The following is a 20754-nucleotide window of genomic DNA, read 5'->3' on the forward strand; positions in this document are numbered from 1 at the left end:
GTCGGTTAAAAAGGTGATGCTTCCAGCACGCGGGCCTCGTCGGGCACCGGCACGGGATGAGGTTGCGCGGGCGGAGGCGATCCGGCCGGGGCGTCGAACAGAAAGAGATGGTCGGGCGCAATGGTGATGCGGACGGCGGTGCCGGGCGGGACCGCGCGCGGTGCGTCGACCTGGATCATCTCGGTCCCGATGCGCACGGTGTGGCGCCAAAGCCCGCCGGGATAGCTGACATCGACGACATCGCCGGAGAGCACGAGACCCTCGCCTTGATGAGCCCCGCCGGGAGACATTTCCGCGATCGTTGCGGCCTCGGCCCGGAAGCGCGCCTCGATCTGCCCCCCCGACAGGACGCGCCCAAGCCGCGGCACGCGGCAGGCGGCATTCGACGCACCTGCGGCGATCGCAATCACGTCACCGTCCTCGCCGCCGGAAAGGATCAGCCGATTCTCCGCCCCCATGAAGGCGGCGACGAAACCCGTCTGCGGGTGATTGTAGACGGTTTCGGGCCGACCCTCCTGCGCGATACGTCCCGCATTGAGGATGACAATACGGTCCGCCATGACCATCGCCTCCTCCCGGTCGTGCGTGACATGCACCGTGGTGATGCCGAGCTTCTGCTGCAGAGCGCGGATCTCGTGGCGCACCTGAAGGCGGATCCGCGCATCCAGGTTCGACATCGGCTCGTCGAGAAGCAGGATTTCCGGGTTGATGGCCAGTGCGCGACCGAGCGCTACGCGCTGACGCTGCCCGCCGGAAAGCTCGGCAGGCTTGCGGTGCGACAGGCCCGTCAGTCCGAGCAGGCGTTCCGTCTCCGCGACGGTGATGGCAATATCACGGGCCGGGACGCGGCGCAGCTTCAGACCGTAGCCGATATTCTGCGCCACCGTCATATGGGGCCAGAGCGCATATGACTGGAAAACCAATGCCATGCCCCGCTTGTCGGGTGGCAGCGTCGTCACATTGCGCGAGCCGATGCGGATTGCGCCGGACACGGGCATGGCAAAGCCGGCGATCGTGCGCAAGAGCGTGGTCTTGCCGCAGCCGGAGGAACCGAGAAGAGCGATGAACTCGCCCTTGGCGATATCCAGATCGATGCCGTCGAGAACACGGTTCTTTCCATAGCTGACGCTGATGGTATCGATCTGTAGAAATGGTTGCGGCACTGTTCTGGTTCCCTGCACAGCTGTGCACGATAGGGTCGTTCCATAACACTTTGATGACGCTTATCGTGCATCCAGGGCAGCCTTGCCCCGGATGCACAGCGTCGTTCAGTTTCCGACGTAGACGAACCGAACGGAGGACGTTTTATCGTTGAAGCCGGCAGCATTCAGGTTTTGCTCACCGGTTCCGGTGAATTCCTTGTAGCGATCGCGGAAGCCGTCATCGTCATAGAGCCTGACGCGCCAGCCGGCAGGAATGCACCAGCGCACGGCTGACGTCTTGTCGCCGAAGCCCTCGACATTCTTCAGGTTGTTGTAGGCGCGGAGCGCGTAGTCGGCATAATCGATCATCAGCCCGCGATCGCTGAAGTCGGAATCGTCGTACAGCTCGACCCAGGCGTCATTGATGTCCGTCAGGCATTTCTGCTGCGACACCGGGAAGATCGAGCGAAACTCCATCATCTTCACGCTGTTGCCAGGCCCGCTATTGTCGTGCTCGGAGGCGTAGACGAGCAGTTGGCCCGTGGCATCGACAAAGACGCCGGCGGCAGCATCCATGTTGCACTGCGTCGTCGCGGCCGTCCCGTAGTTCGGAGAAGGGTAGCCGCAATAGAGATGCCTCTTGGCAACCTTGGTCAGCCCGATCTGGCCATTCGTGTCGGTGACGCGGAAGAGGTCGAGCCAATCTTCTCCAATGCCGACGACGACGGAGGTGTTCATGTGCGTGCCGGCGAGAAAGAGACTGCCGTCGCACTGGGTGATGAAGTGCAGCGACTGGTAATCTCCGAACTCGCTGTCGCCGATGGTCGTCTGCAAAGCGCTTTCGTTCCAGGTGCCGACCAGGGAGAATGTCGCTCCCGACTGCGTGAGATCGCCGGAGGTCGAACGGTAAAATTCGAGCGTATTGGCCGCATTGCGGGCCGTCGCCGCGAGGAAGCTGCCATCGCCGAGCTGCGTCAGCGACACCGAGCCGGCTTCCGCCGTCTGGGTGGTGATATGCAGGGGAAGAAGGGTCACATTGGCGAGGTCCGTCATATCATAGAACAGGACCTGACCCGGACCGCCGCTCAGCGACCCATCAAGCGCGACGGCAAGGATATTGCCGCTCGTTTGCAGGCCGCCCGAATGAGCATAGGCCGAGAGATAGGCCGGCATCGGCTGATCGCCGAGCATTTGCGCATTCCTTGGTGCGGTTGCGGGATAGGAACTGGTGGAAAGCCGGTTCGAGCGCCACCGCTCGGCCGCTGCGCGCGGCTCCGTCATGCGCACCAGCGAAAAGGGGACGGTTCCCCGGCCATTGTCGGATCGGGAGATGACGAGATAGTTCTCGCCATTGCCCGACAGACGCTGCAGCCCTTGCCAGTGATAGGAGGAGGCAGCGTTCCCGACGGGGTCTCCGACGACGCTGAACCCCATGGGGTCGCCATGATCCCGCAAGGTATTGACGGCGTCGGCGACGTTGGCAATGCAACGGTTGACGGATGGCGATGTCCCGGTGTTTACCGCGCCTGTCGTCAAGGGAGACGCAACGGCTGGTAGCGAAAACGCCAGGAGCTGCGCGAGGGCCGCTGGAATGCACAGCAGTGCAACATTGGAAAGACGTCGTGTTACCATTAGGAGCGGCCTCATCAGTGGGTGTGAGTTCCCCGCAGGTTACGCGTCGATCATGACATCCGAGCTACAAAGGTGTGGCCAGACGTATGGTCCCTCCATAAAGGCCAACAGCAAGGGGACCCTTCAATGCCACGATCTGCCGTCGGCCGCAGCGCCGCCATATGGCGGGAGAACAGCGCCGAATGTCCCGTGAAACCGCCCGCAACTGTGAAACAGCTTCCAAGCTTGCCCCCTTTCGGCGCGGAGGGGTGATCCCAAACGCTAGGAGTAAAATGCTGATGTATTTTGATCTTCCCTGTCCCGCTGGGTCAGCCAGCGGCGCTCGTAGCGGGGTCAAGTGCCTCGCCGAAACACATGATCTCAGCGACCAAGGTCGTAGGTCACGGTGACGATCACCTGGGGGCGGTCGCGACGTGAACCCGGCTCATCGGCACGGCTGAGGACCAGTGCCAGCTTTGGCTCCTTGCGCAGTCGGAAGAAGGTCGAGACCATACCGCCTTGGCGCTCCTCGCCGATGCGCTCCCAGCGATCGGAGACGTCCGGTGAGGCGGCCACCGCTTCGGCCGCCGGCTGGAAATCGACCCCGCCGCCGCCCGTGATGTGGCACATCGGAATATCGCGCGAGACCACCAGCGCGTAACCCTCGTTGGGTCCGGCATTGATCCGCCAGTAGCGGTTGCCGCGCCGGAATGGCTCGGGTGGCAGGAGCGGCTCGGGCAGGCTCTCGGTCTCGAACACCGCGCCGCCAAGATCGATGGCCGCGAGGAAGCGCGCCGGATCGTTCAGCCAGCTTGACGGATCGAGGACCCAAATCTCGCAGCCGCGCAGTGCGCCTTCCAGACCGCTGCGCAACGGATCTGCGACAGGCCCATCCTGCGCCGATGCGGATCCGGAGATGACAAGCAGCATCGTGGATGCGAGCAGCAGGCGGGACAAACGGTCCATGTATTTGCAGCACCGCAAGCGCAGCATCATCGGTTCTCCAGACCCTTTGAGGCGCGCTCGGCTCTGATCATGTCCGCTTCTCGGCCGATCTGCTCGCGAAGGGCCGTCAGTCCTGCCCGCATCCGCTCGTGTACGGTCGGATCCAGCGAAGGATCGGGATAACGGACGTCCCAAAGGAGCACGGCGTCGATCGTCCGCTGGAGCTTGGGGATGTCGCCGAAGGCCCAGCCATTGACGGGCGGCCCGAGTGTCTCGAACAGCGACGAAAACAGAGCGGGTTCGCCGGTCGGGTCCTGAGCTGGGCTGGCGTTCAGGCGTGAGCGCCAGCGAAGTTGTCCGGCATAGAACCAGAACGTCGCCTCGTCGCCCTTGCCCGCCTGCATCAGGGGTGCCGCACGCAGCATGATTGCACTGGGCAGCGCGTTACCCGCAGTCTCGGCACCTGGCGGCAAGGCTGGCTCCTCTGCGAAGGCAGGTGGCGGAGCAAGAAGAAAGAGGGCTGCCGCTGCAAGATGCGGGAACATGGTGCTATACGACATGTGGCGCGGCGGCTCCCTGCGGCGTCTACCGATACACGAGGCTTAGGCAATGAAGGGGAAAAAGTGAACGGCAGATTAGCGGCATCAAGCCAACTTCGATGAGTCCGATGCTGAGATCGTCTCGAATACAGCGGAAAGCATGTTCCTCACCGCTGCTCAGGGGAGCTGCCGGGATTGAGCGTCAGCTGCATGAACACGAGGTCAAGCCATTTGCCGAATTTCGTGCCAACCTGCTTGAGATGCCCGACATGCTCGAAGCCCAGCTTTTCATGCAGGCTTATGGAGGCGAGGTTTTCAGCTTCAATCCCGGCGACCATAACGTGCTTACCGATCGCACGCGCGCGCTCGACGAGGGCCTCCATGAGTTTCCCTCCCGTGCCTTTGCCGCGCTGGTCCACTTTCACATAGACAGAATGTTCGACGGTATGTCTGTAGCCATCGAAAGCTCGCCAGTCGCCGAAGGACGCGTAGCCGACGACCTGTCCCTCCTCGCCGATAGCCACCAGAACTGGATAGCCGAGCCTGGCTCGATCGGCCAGCCAGCTGCGTCTGTTGGCTGTATCGACTTCAGCATCGTTCCAGATTGCTGTCGTGTTCGCGACTGCATGGTTGTAGATGTCGGTGATGCCGGGAATATCTGCCTCGATGACGTCACGGATGTCCATGGTCGCCTCCAATTGGTTAATATGGTAGATTAACCGTCTACTATATTACAAACGCTGGCGCAACGACGTCCGCCGAAGTTAGCTCACGGTCAATGCCGTCACTGCATAAACGCACTCCCGCTCGCTTGCGTTCTTGAACACGCAATCGGTTGGTGGACCGAGTTCTAGGCAATCTCCTTCCTTCATTTCGTGCTGTATTTGGCCTTCTACGAACACGAGCTCTCCAGACAGGACCCATACGAGCTGGCGGAGGAACGCATAGGCTGAGGCTGGCATGGGCACCTCCTTACCAGCGGGAAGAGTGACGTTGATGAGATCCAGCGGCATGTCCGAGCGCGGTGAAACATGGCGTCGGAGATATCCCGTTTCAGGATCGGCCCAGACGTGCTGCTCAGCCTTCCTGAGGAGTCGACCGTGCTGTATCTCCGCTCGCGCTATCAGCGTGGACATGCTCAAGCCGAAAGCGCCAGAGAGCTTGCCGAGCATGTTTGCAGTGGGGCTGCTCTCAGCTCGCTCGATCTTATAGACCATGGCGCGAGAAACTGACGCCTTGGCTGCGAGGTCGCTCAGGGACCAACCCCGACATTCGCGCTCGGTTCGAATACGCGCTCCAATCCGCTTGTCCATATTATCTATGCTCATCGTGCTACGATATTAGACGCGGATTTGACATTCAAGCGATGTGAACCGGCTTCCAAGCTTGGCCCTTTCGAAGCCGGGCAGTAGGATACCAGGATTATGTCCAGCCGCAGGCGTCGGAAGACGGGATCGCCGACGATATCGGCGGATGCGCTCGTTTCAAATGGCTCCGCCAGCCGTTCCGCGATCATATCCTATAAGAACGGGGTGGTCGCATGGGAGACGAAGACGAGCAAAGATGGAGATGCGCAAAGGTGCATCATTCATTCTGTTTTTTGGCGAAATCGTCACCGGTAATTTATTAAAACATCTGCGGATGTCAATTTTCGCCGGATTGATATAGCAACATCGTTGGATGGCGGCACATATGATGGCTGCAGGGGAGCACCTCGCCGGATGCTAGAATGGCTTCAGCTGCAACTGTCTGCCGCGATGCCAGGGCGATCGACGTCCGACGAGCAGTCGCAGCGCTTGCACGATGCGGAACTGGCGGGGCTGGCCACGGCCTTCCGCGTGCGGCTTTGCGCCGTTGCGGTCATCGCCTTGTGGCTGCTGGTCAGCACCGCCTGGCCGCGAAATGTTTACTACCTCTCGGTCAGTTTCGTCTTCCTCGCGTTGAGCTACATTCCCTATGCAATGCGGCGGCACCGGGCCGCGTGGACGATCAAGCTCGCCTGCACCATCCTGGACGTTGCGCTGATCACTGCGACGATCCTTCTCCCGCCCTTCGGCGGCTTTGCCTCGGACTGGCCGATTCAGACGCGCACGCGGGGTCCGGAGTTTCTCTATGTGCTTCTTCTCCTTGCGGAAGCTGCTCTGACCTATTCGCCGATCCTCGTCGTATGGACCGGCGGCATCATCATCGCGGTCTGGTCCTTCGGCATCAACAGCATCTACGACCGGGTGGATACGGTCCGGTTCGGCGAGGTCGGCCAGCTGACGGAGATGCAGGCACTGGAGCGGTTTCTCAGTCCCTACTTCGTCGGCCTTACACAGATGTGGGTCCAGGTGGTCACCACCGGTCTCTTCACGCTGTTCCTCGCCATCGCCGTTCTGCGCAGCCGCAACACGCTGATCGCCCAGATCAAGGACAATGCCGTGCGCCAATCTCTGGCGCGCTACGTCTCGCCCGATGTCGCATACGCCATGGGAGACGATGTGCCAAGCTTCGGCACGCCGTCGAAGCGTGAGGTCGCGGTGATGTTCGTGGATATCGTGGGGTTTACGCGCATGGCGGAAAAGCGCACGCCCGAGCAGGCGCTGGCACTTCTGCGCAGCTTTCAGGAGCGCGGGTGCGCCGTACTCTTTCCCTGCGGCGCCACGCTCGACAAGTTTCTGGGTGATGGTTTCATGGCGACCTTCGGCGGCGTCGAACCGCAGACCGATGCCGCCAAACGCGCGCTTTCCTGTGCCTTCGATCTTCTGGATACCTATGCGGCCTGGAACGCGAAGCGGAAGTTGCGCGGCGCCGAGCCCATCCGGGTCGCGATCGGCCTGCATTTCGGCGAAGTGATCGTCGGGAATGTCGGGACGCCGGAGCGACGCGAATTCACCGTCATCGGGGATGTCGTCAACGTCGCCAGCCGATTGGAGCGTGCCACGCGGGATCTGGAGGGCCGCCTCGTGGTATCCGACGCCTGCCTTCAGGCGGCGGGCGGCGCTCCGCACGGCCGTAGCTTCACCCGGACACTGACCGTCGATATCCGCGGCCGGGATCATCCGGTGCGCGCGCATCTGATGTGACGGTTCCAAGCGTTAACCGCCCCGGCAGCAGCGTCCAAGTCAATGGGAAAATGTGTCGGGCGGGTAATCGACCAGCCGCCGACCTCCGCCTCCTGCAACATGCGCCCTTCCGCAGTGTCGATGATCGCAGCCCGCAACCTCAAGGCGATCCGGGCCCGCAAGCGGGAAATGTTATCTGGCGCTGTCTCTGGCTTGAAGGCACGCTTCCGAATGTCTGAACCAATAACGTCCTGCCGTCATGCTTGGCATATACTTGTCGAGAGGAACCGTTTTGATCAAGTGGACTTTGTAATCTGTTTCGAATTTCCGCAGCAAGGCTTTAGCGGAGACAAGGAGCGTGCGTAGGAGCCTATCAGTCGCCCGACCGTCGCCTTGTTCTCCATGACTTATTTTTTATTAAGGCTATCGACGCGATATGAGCATATGACGACCGAACAATATCGTTGTTGTAAATCAAGTATTTCATTCTGAAAATGACCGGCGAGCAGAAAATCCATATCGTCGATGTCGGTATAGAGAAAGTCGGGGCCTTCTGAAAGAGAAAGCTCCGACCGGTATTTTTCATATTATTGCGTTACGCAATAGAACTTAGCAGCACTTGCCGCTTTTCGACTTTGCCGGCTCGCAAGCGGGCTGGCTGTTGTTGCCCTTGTCGTAACCGCAGTTACCAACGCCGCCGCCACGCATCTTCAGGTCTTCGAGCTTAACTTCCTGCATGATGATCTCCTAGATACAAGATTTACTGTGTCAGCTTCTTCGTTTCTGACATATTCGTTATATACGATACAAGTTGCATCGCAATTCTTTATTTTAGTTAACCATCTCCTGCTCTATTAATAATGAACAGGTCGCATTTTAATCTTATTACTACAGACTGAATCATGAAAACGTTGGTTTCGTTGGCATTCGCTCTTTCAAACAGGGCCTGTCCCCCCGCGCCTCGGGCCATTGCTCCTCAAGCTTCACCTTAATAAGACAGAGATTATTAACCTGCATGCTTAATGATATGGCCTAGAGACGACCTCGAAGGGCCTTTAAGGCAGGTATCGAACCATGTTGGCGCATTTTACCGCGTTGAAGCGCTGGACGCTGTCTGCTGTCATCCGCTTGCAGATCCTGTGTGCGATGTTCCTGATCGTTTCCTTTTCGTCTACGGCACGCGCGGAAGACGGGCTTTCACCGTTTTCGGCTTATGAACTGCGCCTCTCGCAGGACACCGTCCTGCAAACCATCGCAGAAGCCAAACTGCGCCTCGCCACCGCCGAGTTCCTGCCCAAGGTCAATGTCGGCGGCGACTGGGTCGTCGATGGAAATATCCGGTATTCTCCCGATATCACGGCAGCGTCTCCGGGTTCCTATTCCAAGAAGGACCCGTCGCTGATGGGCGTAGAGGTTTCCTGGAAACTTTTTGACGGCTTTCAAAACATCAACAACAGGGCCGCGGCTGAGGAAGGCTTGTCATATGCGGTCCAGGCTTCGCTCGACACGCGCCAGAAACTGTTCCTGGAACGCGCCGAACGCATTCTCGGCATCGTCCGGGACCGCGCTCTTCTCAAGGCATATGAGGATGCTGTCCGTCGTCGTCGGCAGGCGCTGGATATCTCCCGGACGATGCTGAACGAGGGCAGCATGACGGTGTCGCAGGTCGAGATCGCCGGCGCGGATCTCCAGAATGCGCTCGCGACCCGTCTACAGGCAGCCAATGCCGTCAAGATCAGCGAGCTGGATTATGTCAAGTTTACCGGCGTTCCGCTGGTGGCCAATCCGCGTCTGGAGATCCCGGGGAAACGTCTGCCGGCGACGGCGAAGGAAGCTGCCGACCTTGCCCTCACGCAATCTCCCCAACTCAAGATGGCGCTTCATAGCGAGCAGGAGGCCGAGTACAGGGCGCGTGCCGCCGCCGGCAAGTACATGCCGACTGTCAATCTCGTCGGACGATATGCGCGAACCTTCGATCCGTCGCCCCAGGTCAATCGGGTCGACACGACGGCAGTACTCGTTCGGGCCTCCATGCCGATCTTCGACCCCACAATAGAGCCGGCGCGGGACCTTGCCCGTGCGGAGGCCCTCCAACGGCGTTACGACCGGCAGGACGCGAGCCTGTCGCTTGCCACGGAGGCCCGCCGGCAGCACCAGCTCTTCCACGCGCTCTCAGCCCAGCTCTCAACGCTGAAGAAGCAGATTTCTCTGGCAAAAGCCGGGGCGGATGCCGTTCGCATCGAGATCGGCACCGGGGAACGCACGATTACCGAACTGCTGGATGCGCAGGAGTCCCTGCTGTCTGCGTCCGTGAACGACGCCGAGGTTCGTTATGCCCGAGATGTCGCGGCGTTCCGCCTGCTGGCGACCATCGGCGACCTGAATGAAAACGATGTCGGTCTGAACGGGAGGCAGTTTTGAGAATTGTATGCACAGTTTCGTGCCCGGCAGCAGCTGCCGGACACCCGAATGCGTGCCTTATGGCCGCACCTTCTATGCCGGGGGCAGAGCCACGCACGTGACCCACTCTGTCGATCAGAACCTTTCCCGGAAGGCGCCGGTCCCGCTTCGCCTTTTCCCGCGCCGCGGGGTCGGTCGCGGGGAGACGCGTGCGACACCGGACGACGCGCGACGGACCTTGGCGACGGGGCAGTCCGGCCTGCGTCTTCTGTCGATGATCGCGGGACTACCCCTCAGGATGCGGCGGCGCCTGCTTCGCATCGGCTGGCGCCTGTCCCTGCTTTCGGGCCGGAAGGCGGGGTTCGGGCTGGAGCCCCTGTTGCAGACATATCTCCGCCAAGGCGCGGCAGATGCGCGTCGCATCGCACTGGAACACGATTTTCACGACTGGCTGCAGGTTACGGAATGGCTTGCCAGTGGACGCCGGAGCAAGCGGGGCCTGATCGCCGACTCCCGGCTGATGCAGGTCGCAGATCCGGGCATTGCCGAGAGACTTGCGGCGTCTGGCGAAAACATCATTCTCGCGCCTGTTCACATGGGCATTTTTCCGCTCGGCATCAGCTTCGTCATCTTCAAGTTCTTCCCGAACCGTCGCCTGCTCGTTCTGAGGGCGCGCGACGACCACGAGGATAACAACGTGGCTATGGAGCGCCTGCGCGAAGTTGCGAGCGAAGTGTACATCCTCAATACGCGAAACGAGGACGACTTCATGGATGCGATCCGGTTCGCACGGAAAGGCGCGATCGTCGTCTCCATGATCGACCTGCCCGAGACATACGGAAGCCCTGCGGAAACGACCCTTTTCGGTCATCCTGCCAGCATCGCGCTTGGGCTGGATGCGATGGCGCGTATGCTCAAGGCTGTGGTTCTGCCGATGGCTGTGATCTCGGACCTTAGAGGCGACCGGATCGCCTTCGGACAACCTTTCGAAGTGTGGCGAAACTCGAAGGAGGATCGCAGCGCTCTTGCTGCGCACATCGGCCGGGACATCGAGGCCTTCGTCTCTCTCGATCCGGCCCAATGGCATATGTGGACGCGCATTCTCGAGTTTTTCCCGTCGGGAACCCGACGGGGTAGCGGCATGCTCGCGGATAGCGGAATGGAGAGGACGGTCGGCGATGCCTCTGCTTGACGGTATTTTACGGCGGCTGCCAAAGCGAAGGCCTGCGAGAACGAACGGGATCATGGACCGGTTCGAGGTCACCGGTCTGCACTCTCTCTCGTCGACGATAGAGCTGCGGCGGGATACCGCCGGCAACCTGATGATCGTGTTCTTTGGCGCTCTGGCCGTGTTCATCGTGGCGGCCATGTGGTTCGGCACGTTCTCGAAGCAGGAGACCATGCGTGGGCTGGTGCTCGGCACGAAGGGTGGCCAGCGCATCACCGTGCCCATCGGAGGAACCGTCAAGAAGGTCTGGATCGAACAGGGTCAGGCCGTGACGACGGGCCAGAAATTGCTGACCGTCATTCCCCAGCAGACAGCCTCCGGAGCAAGCCCGTTGTCGGAGACAGACTTGCAGGCGCTGATCGACCAGAAGGCAAATACGGAGCAGCAGATCGCCAGTATAAAGACGTTGATGGCGCGCGACACGCAGGACATGCAGTCCTTCGACGCCAACGTCGAAGCGCTGACGAACAACCTTCGCAGTCAGGAACGCGAACTGGAAAGATCTGTTGCCGCCCAGAGGGACATCGTCCAGAGAATGCAACGGTATCTCAAGGTCGGCTACACGACGCGCGACAGCGTGACCGCGCAGGAGCGGGCCTGGCAGGATTATGCCCAGCAGCTTGCGGCGGCGCGTCTGCAACTGGCGCAGCTTTCGGGCACCAGTCTTGAGAGACTGCGGGCTGTCCAGCAGAACAACAACTACAGCGCCAATCAGCTTGCCGATATGGGCCGGCTGATCTCGGAGTTGACCGCGAAGATCGAGCGCGCGAAATCGGCCATCTCGACGGATATCGTCGCGGTGACCGATGGCAAGGTGGCGGCCATCAACGTTCGGGAAGGTGCGGAGGTCGCCGTCGGCGATACGGTGGCGGCGATCGGCGATCCCGATGCCCCTTTCATCATCGGCCTTCAGGCGCCATCGAAGAGCATGGGGCTTCTCACCATCGGCCAGCGGGTCGTGCTGAAATACGATGCGTTTCCCTACAAGACCTTCGGCGTGAAATACGGGCGCGTGATCGCGATCAGTGCGCAGCCCGTCACCCTGCCGAAAGAGGATGAGCAGAGCATGGCGATGGTCAACCCGGCTCTGGCCCAGAGCGCCCAGAGCGCGCCGCCGCAGTCGAAGTTTCTGGTCGAGGTGGAGCCGGAGGACAAGACGATCTCGGCTTATGGCGTCGACCGCCCGATCCTCATCGGCTCGACGCTCTCGGCCGACGTGATCGTCGAGCGTCGGCGGCTGATCGACTGGGTGCTCGACCCGATTCTCGCCATGAGAGGCCGGACATGAGCCTGCCGTTCTTTTCCGACAAGCCGCAGGTTCGCACGCTTCTGCAAAGCGAGCAGCAGGAGTGCGGCCTGGCCTGCCTGGCAATGGTCGCGAATGCCTACGGCCATTCCGTCGATCTGCCCTATATGCGCTCGATCTTCGAGATCCACCGCGGCGGCATGTCGCTTGCCGAACTCTACCATCTCGCCTCCGCCTTTGGCCTGGAGGCGCGGGGGCTGTCGATCCAGAATATTGACGACATGCAAGGCTTGAAACTGCCGGCCATCCTGCACTGGGACGGGCGCCACTACGTCGTGCTGGAAAAGATAAAGCGAGGGAAGTACGTCGTTCAGGATCCAGCCGTAGGGCGGCGCGTCTTCAACCGCGAGGACTTCAGCCGCTATTTCTCCGGGGTCGCGCTCGAGTTCCAGATGAAGACCGAGCTGGACAAGGTGGTTTCGAAGGATGGCGGTGTCTCCCTCTGGAGCATCGTCCGGTCGATGACGGGATACAAGCAGATCTTCTGGAAGATTTTCGCGGTGTCCGTCGCGATCGGAATCCTGACGCTGGCAACGCCCATTCTGCTGCAGGTGTCTCTCGATTTCGTGCTGCCGCAGGCCGATGTCGATCTGCTGGGCATTCTCACGGTCGGACTCTGTGTTCTCCTCCTGTTCGAAACCGGTGGAAACTGGCTGCGCGACATGGTGATCCTGCGCAGTTCCATCAGTATGCAGCTCCAGTTCTCCCGTTCGGTCGTCAGCCATGGCCTGCGCCTGCCGCTGCGCTACTTCGAATCGCGTCATGCCGGCGATTTCGTTACGCGGCTGGGCTCGGTCGATCAGGTGAAGGCGTTCGCCTCAGACGGTCTCATCCGCTCGCTGGCTGATGCGGCCGTTTCGGTCATTTCCGTCTGCCTTATGTTCTACTACTCGGTCGATATGACCTTTATGGTGCTCGCGACGCTGGCGGTGGCCGTCGGCGCCCGCACGCTTTATATGCGGCGGACGCGCGAGGCGACCACGGAGTCCCTGACGGCGAAGGCGGATGAGGTCAGCACACTGCTCGACGGACTCGACCGCATGCCGATCCTCAAGGCGCACAATGTTTCGGCACGGTTCGAACAACGCTGGTTCGAGAAGCTGGCACGGTTCGCCGGCCGGGATTTCGTATCGAGGCGACTGCAAATCGATACGCAATGCGTCGTCCACACCGTCGTCATCTTCGGCACCGTCGCCACGCTCTATGCCGGTGTCGGCGCTGTCCTTCAGAACAAAATGACGATCGGCATGCTCTATGCCTTTTTCGCCCTGCGCGGCAGTTTCTTCCAGATGGCGGATTCGCTGACGACGAACCTGATGCACCTCACCGTCATCTCTTCCCATCTGCGACGTCTCGAGGACGTCATTCAGAACGTACCCGAAACGTCCGCACGCTCCGCGGTCATCCGCAAGGCGATCCGCCGGACCGTGGAGGTCAAGGACGTCGCGATCTCGTTCGGGCAGGAAGACCGACCTGTGGTCGTCAGCGCCAGTTTCAGCATCGACGTCGAGAAGGGCGAGCATATCGCGATCATCGGAGAGTCCGGTTCCGGCAAATCGTCGCTGCTCAAGGTGATCGCGAGCATCGCCTCGCCGACTGCTGGCGCGGTGCTGATCGACGGTCAGCCGCTTTCGCGGTTCGGCGTCATGGAGTACCGCAACAATATTGGTGCCGTGTTTGCCGATGACGGGCTCTTTTCCGCAACGGTGGCTGAAAACGTCAGTCTGTTCGATCCGGACGTTCCGGTCGACAGGATCTTGCACGCTCTGCATCTGGTCGGCCTCGACCGCGAGATCGAGGCACTCCCGCAAGGGGTGGCGACCATCGTGTCGAACAACAATTCCCTGCTGTCGACCGGGCAGCGCCGCCGCGTGCTGGCCGCGCGGGTCATCTGCCGTCAGCCGCGCCTTATGCTGTTCGACGAGATCACCGCAAACCTCGATGTACGGACGGAATATGCCATGCTCGAAACCCTCTGCAAGATTCCCGGCGGCAAGATCTTCGTAACGCATAGCGATCGATTGCTGGATTTCGTCGATAAAGCCTACCGGATGATCGACGGCATGCTCGTGCCCGTCGATATCCGGGAGATGAAGGTTCTCCCGTCCCGGACGGTGGCGCGGACTGGTGCGTCGGTGTCGCAGACGCTGGACACGTCGCGCGCCGTGCATCCTCCATCCGCGATATCCGAGCCTGGACGGCGGAACGACCCGAACGAAACCGTTCAGGAGCGCGTCAGGCGCATGATGGCGAAGCGCCAGCAACCGCCCGTCGGCTGATCAAGGAGAGCCGGTCAATCAGGGAGAAGAGAGCTCCGCAGCGATCTCGTCGAGCACCACCCTCAGCGTCGAAACCACCTGATCGACCTCGTCACGGCTGATCGTAAAGGCCGGCGCGATCAATATCCGATCGCCGCTGGCGCGCACGATCAGGTTTCGCATGAAGCAGAAGTTCCGGACGATCATGCCGATATCGGAGGGGTTGCTGAAGCGCTTGCGCGTTTCCTTTTCCAGAACCAGTTGAACCGCGCCGAGGAGGCCTGTGGACACGGCCTCTCCGACCATGATGTGGTCCGACAGGCTTTCAAGAGCGCGTGCGAAATAGGGTCCGATGTCGTCGCGCACCCGTTCCACCAGATGTTCGCTCTCGATGATGTCGAGATTGGCAAGGGCACCGGCAGCGGCGACCGGATGGCCGGAATAGGTAAACCCGTGCTGGAATGCACCGGCCTCGTTGATCAGAACGTCCGCGACCCGATCCGAGACCATGACGCCGGCGATGGGTTGATAGCCGGAGGAAAGACCCTTGGCGATGGCGCAGAAATCCGGCGCCAGTCCATAATACTGATAGCCGAACCAGGCTCCCATCCGACCGAAACCACAGATCACTTCGTCCACGGCCAGCAGAATGTCGTATGCTCGGCAAATCCTCTGAATCTCCGGCCAGTAGCTGGCAGGTGGAATGATGACGCCGCCGGTGCCCTGGATGGGTTCCGCCACGAAAGCTGCGACATTCTCCGCGCCGATCGCCTTGATCGTCTCTTCGAGTTCGCGCGCCCGTTTCAGACCGAAGGCCTCGGGCGAGAGATCGCCGCCCTCGGCATACCAGTAGGGTTGCCCGATATGGACGATGCCGGGGATCGGCAGATCGCCCTGTTCGTGCATGTGCACCATGCCGCCGAGACTGGCGCCGGCAACCGTTGAGCCATGATAGGCGTTCGTCCTCGAGATGATCACCTTCTTCGTCGGCTGGCCGCGTGTCGCCCAGTAGACACGCGCCATACGCAGCCACGTGTCATTGGCCTCGGAACCGGAATTGGTGAAGAAGACGTGGTTGATATGCGGCCCGGCGTGGCTGCAGATGCGGGCGGCCAGACGCGCCGTCGGCTCCGTCGTGGTCGCAAAGAAACTGTTGTAGAAGGGCAGTGCCGTCATCTGGGCATAGACCGCGTCGGCGATCTCGCGCCGACCGTAGCCGACGTTGACGCACCAGAGCCCGGAAAAAGCGTCGAGATAGCCATTGCCGTCCGCGTCGAAGACATGCACGCCCTCGCCACGCGTCATCACGCGGACGCCGTGTTGCTGAAGAACCTTCATATCCGAGAAAGGATGAAGGTGGTGCTTGAGATCCAGCGCGGAAAGCTCGCTGCTCTTGCTCATGGATGTCTGGAGCATTGTCTTCTTCTCCCGCTAAAGCGTTTTGCGATCTTTCGGATTCGCTCCATGCGCTTTAAGCTTTCGTTTTCTCGCCTGTCGTTCTCGCAAACCTGCAGCACACGTCTGCGCGACATGCTTTTTCAAGCCGTGAAGAGCAGCGAGGCGTTCAGCCCGCCGAATGCGAAGGAATTCGACAGGGCGGCTTTCAGCGTTGCAGCGCGTGCCATATTCGGCACGCAGTCGATATCGCAGTCCGGATCGGGTTCGAGAAAGTTGGCCGTCGGCGGCATCATCCCGCGCGAAAGCGCCAGCACCGTCGCCACGGCCTCGATACCGCCGGACGCGCCCAGGCCATGGCCGGTCACGCTTTTCGTGCTGCTGACCGGCGGCGTGCGGTCTTTGCCGAAAACGGTCTTGATCGCCTGCGTTTCCGTCATGTCGTTCGCCAGCGTTCCCGTGCCATGGGCATTGATGTAATCGACGTCGGACAGGGACAGGCCAGCCTTTTCCACGGCATCGCGCATAACCCGTGCCATGCCGCTCTCCGACGGATTGAACATATCCACGGCATCCGCCGAGCAGGAAAAGCCGGAGAGCCGGGCAATGGGCGTCGCGACACGCGCTCTGGCGGTGTCCTCAGCCTCGAGAACCAGCATTCCCGCACCTTCCCCGAGCACCAGTCCCAGACGCCCCTTGGAAAAGGGCCGGCAGACATCCGGCGCGAGGATGCGCATGCTGTCCCATGCACGGATGGTGCCTTCGCCGAGAGGTGCTTCCGCACCGCCGGCGACAGCCACGTCGGCAAGTCCCGAGCGGATGAGTTCGGCTGCGATCCCGATTGCGTGGGTGCCGGAGGCGCAGGCGCTGGCGATGACGAAGGTCGGCCCCCGAAAGCCGTAGGCGATGGAGACCCAGCTTGCCGAGGAGCTCGACATGGCCTTGGAGACGGTCAGGGGATGAATACGCTGTTGTTTCTCTCCGTAGAGGCGCAGGAATTGTTCATCGAGTGTGCCAAGGCCTGCCCCGCCGTTGCCGATGATGACGGCGACCCGTGCCGGATCGATCGAATCCCTGGTCAGTCCGGCATGCGCAAGCGCTTCTCCGGCCGCCTTGACGGCGAGCTGCGCGCTTCTGTCGAGTGCGGCGGCCTTGACCGGCAGCGACGCCACGAAACCGTTGTCGGTGATTTCGGCCACCTTGAACCGGCTATCGGCAATCGCACTCGGCGTGCTGGTTGCAGACCGCCCGTTGCACAGGGCCTCCCAGAATGACTCGACATCCGCACCGCCGGGGCAGATCACTCCGTAACCGGTCACCGCCACGCCCCGCATCAGACGGCAACAGCCTTGAGCGCAGCCGGCTGCACCTGGGTCGCTACGCACTCGTCAACGACCAGCACGACATCCCCCACCGTTTTCAGACGGGTGGCGACGTCGTTGAAATTGACGTTGATGCGGATCTTGAACTCGTCTTCGATGAAGAACACGAACTCGATGAAATCGAGTGAATCCACGTCCAGGTCATCCAGTGCAGTATCCGGGCGGATATCTTCGGCATTCTTTCCTGCTTTTTCAACGAGTATGCGTTTAATCGTCTCGAAGGTATTCGTGTTCATTTGATATCCCTCTGAAATGCCACAGAGAGATACCAGAGTATCCGTCAATTCACTGTTAAAGACATCTCTAAATATCGATCTGCTGCTCGTTATGAAGCACTTCGAGGCCTCGATGATGGATCTTTCAGCAGGCCACCTGTCATCAGACTGCCTTACCCTGATACGAACTCCGCTGCCTGTCCAGCTAGCTTTGAAGCCTTCGGCGTCTCTTGCCGACGACCACGTTGAAGCAGAATACAGGCAATCCCCGACGCGCTCCTTGGTTTACCAGGAGCGCCACGTTGACCAAGGCATTACGAGGGAACCGGTGCGTCGGGCAGGATCAGCTTTCGTTCGCGCAACTCCTCCCAGAACGCCGGGGGAATGCTCACTTTCATGGACTGGATGTTCGCTTCCACCTGTGCCGGCACACGAGACCCGGGCACGATCGCCGACACGATCGATGGGGCTCCTGCGAACTGAAGGGCAGCGGTTCGGATGTCGATGCCATTGCGCTTTGCAACCTCTGCAAGCTGAGCTCTCTTTTCGACAACGCCGGCAGGAAGCTTGTCGCTGAAATGATATCGGTTGCGACCTCCGAGGAATCCGTCATTGAGAGGCGTGCCGACCGTGACGGTTATCCCCTTGGCAGCCAAGGCGGGGAAGGTTTTCGTATGCGCTTCCTCGTGATCGATGATGCTGTATTGGCAGGCAAGAAGGACGATGTCGGGCGTCGGGCCATCTCCTGTTGCAGCAAGAACGGCGGCCTCGGGGCGATTGATGCCAAAGCCCCATGCCTTGATCAAACCCTCGTTCCGCATGCGTTCGAGTTCGACCATCGCTCCGGTTCGGGCAGTCTCGTACGAACGTGTCCAGGGTTGCGGCAGCTCGACATTGTCAGGACCCAGATCGTGGATATAGACGATGTCGATGCTGGAAAGCCCCATACGCTGCAGGCTGTCTTCCACAGAGCGGCGAGCGCCCTCTGCCGTGTAGGCGTATTCGTAAGAAAAATTGAGCTTCTCCGCCCAGAAATCGGGGGCTAGCAGATCGCGGCTGGGATGGAACACGCGCCCGACTTTGGTCGAGACCAGATATTGGTCACGCGGCTTGGTTCTCAGGAATGTGCCCAGGCGGTGCTCGGAGAGCCCGTGACCATAATAAGGGGACGTGTCGAAAAGGCGAACGCCACCGTCCCAGGCTGCGTCAAGCGTGGCTTGCGCCTGAGCATCACTTATCGGCGCGAAAATATTGCCGATCTGGGTGCCGCCCATTCCAAACCGGAAAGGCGGCCGGTATCGAACGCCGTTTTCAGCGGGTCCATTCGACGGCAGGCTTGTTCCGGTTATTTTACCCAACGTTGGCATCACGGTTCCCTGAACCGTTTGAGCCTCGAACGCGGATGTCTGCGCCCGAACGAGTGCGGGAGCGAGTGCGGTCGCAACCGCAGTACCGGCCGCCAGTGTCAAAAAATCGCGACGATCCATCGTAAACTCCAGAATGTGAAAGAGGTAAATCTGCGCTGCGACGGCATCGCGAAGCACAAGAGAGTTCGGAATTGGTTTGATAAGGAAGCGTGATGCCGTCAGCGCAAATTGGGCGCCTCATTCAGCAAGGCTGAATCCCAATGCTCTGCCGCTTTGCCATCCTTGATGCGCCACATATCGAACCAGGTCGTGCTGTAGCTCTTCGCGGGATCCTTCGGGTCTTTCTCGGTGCGTGCATAGGTCACAACGACCAGATCACCTTCCGCAACGACATCGGCAACCTTCATAGAGATCTTGTCTGGAATGGGCTTCGGTTGGACCTTCAGGACGTCCGTGAAATAGGCGACGACCGACTTCAGTCCGCTTTGCGCATTCGGGTTATGCTGAATGTATTCGTCCGTCAGATACTGGTTGGCCTTGTCCCAATGCCCGGCCTCCAGAAGTTCGAGAATGATCTTGTATGCGACCTGCTTGTTTGCGTGAAGCTTGGGATCCGGGCTGGTGAATAGGGCGTCCGGGTTAGAAGACGCAACGACGGCTTCCTGAGCTTGCACGGATGCGCCCGTCATTGCGGACCCAAGGACGATGCCAATAGCGAGGGCGAATTTCTTCAAGAAGGTTCTCCGTACAATGTGCTGTTTGTTGCGAGGCGGGTGCTGGTCCGGTTCACCGGCCGGTCTGTTGGATATGCTCTTGACCATAGGGTCTCGTTCATTCCCCGTGTTAGATCGATCCTACCGTTTTTTTGCATGATCCTGTCGATTGCCTTGCGAGCAACATATTCTGCGATCACATTCTCAGGAGTGGAGCGAGAGGCTTGGCGCATGAACCAATTCGTACGGACCGATGAACTGCACGGCCTACCAACGCCGACGAGCAGCTCTGTGTTGGCGTCCACCATTCTTCCGTTTTGCACCCAAGAGCAGATCAACCCCAGCCTCGTGCCCGGCCTGAAGTTTTTTAAGCTGTCAAAGCCGGACGAGCCGCACAGGTGCTTTTACGAGCCGTGCATCGCGATCATTCTGAGCGGCGTTAAGCGGGTGATGTTCGACAAGGAGGAAATGCTTTTCCGTCCGGGTGATTTTTTCGTGACGTCGATCGATATCCCCACCTCCGCCCATGTGGTCGAAGCTTCACCAGACAATTGTTATGTTTCGATGATCATGAAAATCGACCTGGCCCGGCTGCACGAACTGGCCAAGCAAATGCAGTTCTCAAGCGCGAACAGCGTAACCCATGCAAGAGGCGTGGCGACCGGGCATGCTTCCAGAGAAATGCTTGTTGCGTTGAGACGTCTGGTCGATCTGGCGCAGCGTCCTGGCGATATTCCGCTCCTCGTCGAGGCGATCAAGTCCGAGATCTACGTCCGGCTGCTTCAGAGCGAGGTGGGGCTTTGGGTTTCACGGATGGCAAGCGATGGCTACAAGGCGGCAGGTATCGTCAAGGCACTCGAGTGGCTGAAGAATCATTACGCTCAGGAACTGCGGATCAAAAAACTCGCAGAACTATCCGGCATGGCCGAATCGACGTTCCATCACCACTTTCGCCAGCTCACTGGAACAAGCCCCCTTCGATACCAGAAGACGCTTCGTCTCTATGCGGCGAGGAATCTGATGCTAACAGAGCGCATCAATGCCAACAGCGCGGCGGGTCAGGTCGGGTATGACAGTGTGCAGCAGTTCAATCGTGAATATGCCCGCATGTTCGGCGCTCCACCCAAGCGGGATGTAGATTCCGCAAGGCGCGGCTCATCGTCTTAGCCGTCTTCAAGCTTGTTGCTGAAATGACGTGAACCACAG

At 60.2% G+C, this 20754-nt stretch carries 18 protein-coding genes; 6 read left to right on the plus strand and 12 right to left on the minus strand.

All coding sequences use genetic code 11. The features are described from left to right. Nucleotides 1–5 precede the first annotated feature (5 nt). The 6 genes from BSG19_RS15035 to BSG19_RS15060 form a co-directional block, all read right to left on the minus strand. Nucleotides 6–1163 (minus strand): ABC transporter ATP-binding protein, encoded by a 1158-nt coding sequence (locus BSG19_RS15035; RefSeq protein WP_092988822.1) that lies wholly within the window; start codon nt 1161–1163, stop codon nt 6–8. A gap of 105 nt (nt 1164–1268) precedes the next feature. Further along, nucleotides 1269–2774, minus strand: a complete 1506-nt coding sequence (locus BSG19_RS15040; protein ID WP_092988823.1) for a hypothetical protein — start codon at nt 2772–2774, stop codon at nt 1269–1271. A 360-nt stretch (nt 2775–3134) separates the two neighbouring features. Then, nucleotides 3135–3719, minus strand: coding sequence for a hypothetical protein (locus tag BSG19_RS15045; RefSeq protein ID WP_139274777.1), 585 nt, complete (start codon nt 3717–3719; stop codon nt 3135–3137). Between the two features lie 26 nt (nt 3720–3745). Then, a complete protein-coding gene (locus tag BSG19_RS15050; protein ID WP_139274778.1) occupies nt 3746–4258 on the minus strand; it encodes a hypothetical protein in 513 nt (170 codons plus the stop codon). Nucleotides 4259–4404: 146 nt separating this feature from the next. Continuing rightward, nucleotides 4405–4923 carry a GNAT family N-acetyltransferase gene (locus BSG19_RS15055; protein WP_092988826.1) on the minus strand — a complete coding sequence of 173 codons (519 nt, stop codon included), beginning with the start codon at nt 4921–4923 and terminating at the stop codon, nt 4405–4407. 78 nt (nt 4924–5001) lie between these two features. Continuing rightward, on the minus strand, nt 5002–5565 hold the full coding sequence (locus BSG19_RS15060) for a helix-turn-helix domain-containing protein (protein WP_092988827.1): 564 nt from the start codon (nt 5563–5565) through the stop codon (nt 5002–5004). 393 nt (nt 5566–5958) lie between these two features. On the opposite strand from BSG19_RS15060, the gene BSG19_RS15065 reads away from it, so the two are divergent. Beyond that, nucleotides 5959–7305: an adenylate/guanylate cyclase domain-containing protein gene (locus BSG19_RS15065; RefSeq protein ID WP_092988828.1), complete on the plus strand. Its 1347-nt coding sequence runs from the start codon at nt 5959–5961 to the stop codon at nt 7303–7305. A 588-nt stretch (nt 7306–7893) separates the two neighbouring features. Here the strand turns inward: BSG19_RS15065 and BSG19_RS26520 are convergent. Further along, nucleotides 7894–8022, minus strand: a complete 129-nt coding sequence (locus BSG19_RS26520) for a hypothetical protein (RefSeq protein WP_280142413.1) — start codon at nt 8020–8022, stop codon at nt 7894–7896. Nucleotides 8023–8358: 336 nt separating this feature from the next. On the opposite strand from BSG19_RS26520, the gene BSG19_RS15070 reads away from it, so the two are divergent. The 4 genes from BSG19_RS15070 (at nt 8359) to BSG19_RS15085 (ending at nt 14497) form a co-directional block, all read left to right on the plus strand. Next, nucleotides 8359–9705, plus strand: a complete 1347-nt coding sequence (locus BSG19_RS15070; protein ID WP_092988829.1) for a TolC family protein — start codon at nt 8359–8361, stop codon at nt 9703–9705. Between the two features lie 97 nt (nt 9706–9802). Continuing rightward, a complete protein-coding gene (locus tag BSG19_RS15075; RefSeq protein WP_170865987.1) occupies nt 9803–10876 on the plus strand; it encodes an LpxL/LpxP family acyltransferase in 1074 nt (357 codons plus the stop codon). A 52-nt stretch (nt 10877–10928) separates the two neighbouring features. Beyond that, nucleotides 10929–12200, plus strand: a complete 1272-nt coding sequence (locus BSG19_RS15080; protein WP_170865988.1) for an HlyD family secretion protein — start codon at nt 10929–10931, stop codon at nt 12198–12200. Further along, complete coding sequence (locus BSG19_RS15085; protein ID WP_092988832.1) at nt 12197–14497, plus strand: peptidase domain-containing ABC transporter; 2301 nt, start codon at nt 12197–12199, stop codon at nt 14495–14497. Before BSG19_RS15080 ends, BSG19_RS15085 begins: the two co-directional genes overlap by 4 nt. An 18-nt stretch (nt 14498–14515) precedes the next feature. On the opposite strand, the gene BSG19_RS15090 is transcribed toward BSG19_RS15085, so the two are convergent. From BSG19_RS15090 to BSG19_RS15110, 5 genes are all read right to left on the minus strand, one after another. Continuing rightward, complete coding sequence (locus BSG19_RS15090; RefSeq protein WP_244529263.1) at nt 14516–15892, minus strand: aspartate aminotransferase family protein; 1377 nt, start codon at nt 15890–15892, stop codon at nt 14516–14518. A 122-nt stretch (nt 15893–16014) separates the two neighbouring features. Then, a complete protein-coding gene (locus BSG19_RS15095) occupies nt 16015–17190 on the minus strand; it encodes a beta-ketoacyl-[acyl-carrier-protein] synthase family protein (protein WP_244529264.1) in 1176 nt (391 codons plus the stop codon). A 14-nt stretch (nt 17191–17204) separates the two neighbouring features. Beyond that, nucleotides 17205–17489 carry a phosphopantetheine-binding protein gene (locus tag BSG19_RS15100; protein ID WP_092988834.1) on the minus strand — a complete coding sequence of 95 codons (285 nt, stop codon included), beginning with the start codon at nt 17487–17489 and terminating at the stop codon, nt 17205–17207. A 293-nt stretch (nt 17490–17782) separates the two neighbouring features. Beyond that, entirely contained in the window at nt 17783–18955 is a 1173-nt protein-coding gene (locus tag BSG19_RS15105; protein WP_092989102.1) for an aldo/keto reductase, read from the minus strand. Between the two features lie 98 nt (nt 18956–19053). Next, on the minus strand, nt 19054–19569 hold the full coding sequence (locus tag BSG19_RS15110) for a nuclear transport factor 2 family protein (protein WP_244529265.1): 516 nt from the start codon (nt 19567–19569) through the stop codon (nt 19054–19056). Between the two features lie 210 nt (nt 19570–19779). Here BSG19_RS15110 and BSG19_RS15115 point away from each other — a divergent pair, with 210 nt between their 5' ends. Then, nucleotides 19780–20715, plus strand: coding sequence for an AraC family transcriptional regulator (locus BSG19_RS15115; protein WP_092988836.1), 936 nt, complete (start codon nt 19780–19782; stop codon nt 20713–20715). Nucleotides 20716–20754 lie beyond the last annotated feature (39 nt).

The sequence above is a fragment of the Rhizobium sp. NFR03 genome (assembly GCF_900111275.1).
In the GTDB taxonomy this organism is placed as follows: Bacteria; Pseudomonadota; Alphaproteobacteria; order Rhizobiales; family Rhizobiaceae; genus Ferranicluibacter.